The 2,522-nt window shown below is 72.0% G+C and carries 2 protein-coding genes and 1 pseudogene; all 3 read right to left on the reverse strand.

Annotated elements, in window-relative coordinates; genetic code table 11:
• A pseudogene (locus ACIRA5_RS53595) lies at positions 1 to 784 on the reverse strand (1,4-alpha-glucan branching enzyme); the annotation flags it as partial.
• Positions 785 to 843: 59 nt separating this feature from the next.
• Complete coding sequence (locus ACIRA5_RS53600; protein ID WP_403706001.1) at positions 844 to 2,325, reverse strand: maltokinase; 1,482 nt, start codon at positions 2,323 to 2,325, stop codon at positions 844 to 846.
• 66 nt (positions 2,326 to 2,391) lie between these two features.
• On the reverse strand, positions 2,392 to 2,522 hold a 131-nt coding region (locus tag ACIRA5_RS53605; RefSeq protein ID WP_403706004.1), incomplete at its 5' end, for an alpha-glucosidase C-terminal domain-containing protein.

The following is a 2,522-nucleotide window of genomic DNA, read 5'->3' on the forward strand; positions in this document are numbered from 1 at the left end:
ACGAGGGGAGGTGGACCTCGTAGACGGACAGCGGTGCCTCGTGCACCGGACGGGCACCCCGCCCCGCCATCCACTCCTCGTCCGTCCACACATGGGACGACTCCGTGACGATCGAGGCGGTCGCCGGAGGCACTTCGGTGCGGCGGGCCATCGGGTCGGCGCGCATCGTGTGCGTACCGTCGGGCCGGGTGATGTCGAACTTGTACGGTGCTCCCTTGCCGATGCCCGGCAGGAACAGCTCCCAGACACCCGAGGAACCGAGCGACCGCATGGGGTACGCGGTGCCGTCCCAGTGGCAGAAGTCCCCGCAGACCCTCACCCCCTGGGCGTTGGGTGCCCAGACCGTGAAGCGGGTGCCGGTCACGCCCTGGTGGGTCATGGGATGAGCCCCGAGCGCCCGCCACAGCTCCTCGTGGCGTCCCTCGCCGATCAGATGCAGATCGACCTCGCCCAGCGCGGGCAGGAAGCGATACGGGTCATGCACCTCGTACGCGCGGCCCGCGTACGTCACCGACAGCACGTACTCGGGGATCGTGCCGAGCGGCAGGACACCCGAGAACAGGCCGTCACCGACCCCCCGTAGCTCCGTGCGGCGGCCGTCCACCACCACCGCGACGGCCTCGGCGTACGGTCGTAGCACACGGAACACGACGCCGCCCGGTATCGGGTGCGCGCCGAGCAGCGCGTGCGGATCGTGGTGGGCGCCCGACAACAGGCGCGCGCGGTCCGTCGCGTCCAGCGCGGCTACCGGCCTGGTGCCAACGGCGGTGGTGGGAACTGCCACGGCTTCAGCCTCCTCGGGGAAAGCGGTGGGGCGGATGGATCCTGGGTTCCGGGTCGTCGTCACAGGCGTTCAGCTGGACGTTCGACGCGGTGTTCGGCGTGATGCTCGACGCGATGGCCGGCTGGAGGTGGGGCAGGACGCTCGGTGGGGTGTTCGCCACGCTGTTGCCCCGCGCCTTCGGCGAGGCGACCGACCGCCGCCATCGGGACCGGCAGCCAGTCGGGCCGGTGCCTCGCCTCGTACAGCACCTCGTACACGGCCCTGTCGGTCTCGTGCGCGCGCAGCAGTTCGGGCTCCTCGCGTGGGTCCCACGCGGCCGCGGCGGCGTACCCCGCGCAGAAGGCCTCCCGGCAGCGCTGCGCCCACTCGGGGCGCCACGGCCGGCGGGAGCGCGCGGCGTAGTCGAAGGAGCGCAGCATGCCCGCGACATCGCGTACGGGGGACTGGAGGCGCCGGCGCTCGGTGAGCGGACGGGCCGGCTCGCCCTCGAAGTCGATGACGGACCACTGCCGCCCGGCCCGCAGCACCTGCCCCAGGTGGAGGTCGCCGTGAATCCGCTGGGCCGGCCGAATCGCCGCGTCGAGCGCCGCGAGCTCGTCGAAGGCCGAGCGCAACCCGGCCGCGTGCGGCCGGAGTTGGGGCACGGATCGGGCCGTGGTGTCGAGCCGTTCACTCATCGCGGCCGCGAGTTGCCGGTGCTGCAACGGACTGGGCGCTCGTACGGGGAACGCCGCCGCCAGCGCCACATGTATCTCGGCGGTGGCCCGGCCGAGTTCGTATGCCTCTTCGGTGAACTCCCCGCCGGAGGTGAGTGATTGGAGTGCCAGGGTCCAGCCGTCGGAGGCGTCGCGCAGGAACGGCTGGAGCACCCCGAGTGTGGCCTCCCGCGGCTGCGAGGTGCCGAACCACGCCGCGGGGGCGGGTACGCGGGTGCAGCCCTGCCGGGCCAGCGCCCAGGGCACCTCCAGGTCGGGGTTGATGCCCGGCTGGACGCGGCGGAAGACCTTCAGGATGAAGGAGTTCCCGTACACGAGCGAGGAGTTCGACTGCTCGGTGTCGAGGAGCCGGGGGGCGAGACCGCAGGGGACCGTCACCTGGGGATCCCGCTCGAAGAGCAGCGGTCCCGCAGCCCCGGGCGTGCGCAGCCGTTCCAGGAGCAGACCCGCCGCGTCGGGATCGTGGAAGGCGTCGTACACGCTGAGGTCGGCCAGGGGACCCGCGCTCGGACGGCCTATGAAGGCGGGGGCGAGCCGGGGTGGCAGGACCTCGCGCGCGCCGAGCAGGAGCTGGTAGCAGTCGTCGGGCGGGGGAGTGCCGGGACCTTCGGGGTCGGAGCCGCCGAGGTGTTCGGTGCGTATCAGGAGATGCAGGCAGCCCGGGTACAGCTCGGTCGACGACACCACGCTCAGACCGGTGACGGGGTGGCCCTTGCCCGCGAACCAGCGCTGCCGCGGCAGCCATTGCCGCAGCAGTTCGGCGAGTGAGGTGAGCAGTGCGGCGGGGGCATGGCTGCCCGGACGGTGCAACGCGGTCTTCGGCATGGCGACACGTCCTTTCAGAGGCAGGCGATCTTCGATGGGCACACGATCACGTGCGATCACGTGCGGTCAGGATCGCCTGGCGGTGCCGGGGTTGATCGCGCGGCGCAGCCGGAACCAGTAGAAGCCGTGGCCCGCGAGGGTGAGCAGGTACGGCAGCTCTCCGATGGCCGGGAATCGCACCCCGCCGATGAGTTCGA

The sequence above is a fragment of the Streptomyces sp. NPDC096311 genome, assembly GCF_044763085.1.
Taxonomy (GTDB): domain Bacteria; phylum Actinomycetota; class Actinomycetes; order Streptomycetales; family Streptomycetaceae; genus Streptomyces.

What these genes read in the sequence shown, in the direction of transcription:
- ACIRA5_RS53600 (WP_403706001.1), bottom strand. Translation starts at nt 2,325, where the DNA reads ATGCCGAAGACCGCGTTGCACCGTCCGGGCAGCCATGCCCCCGCCGCA.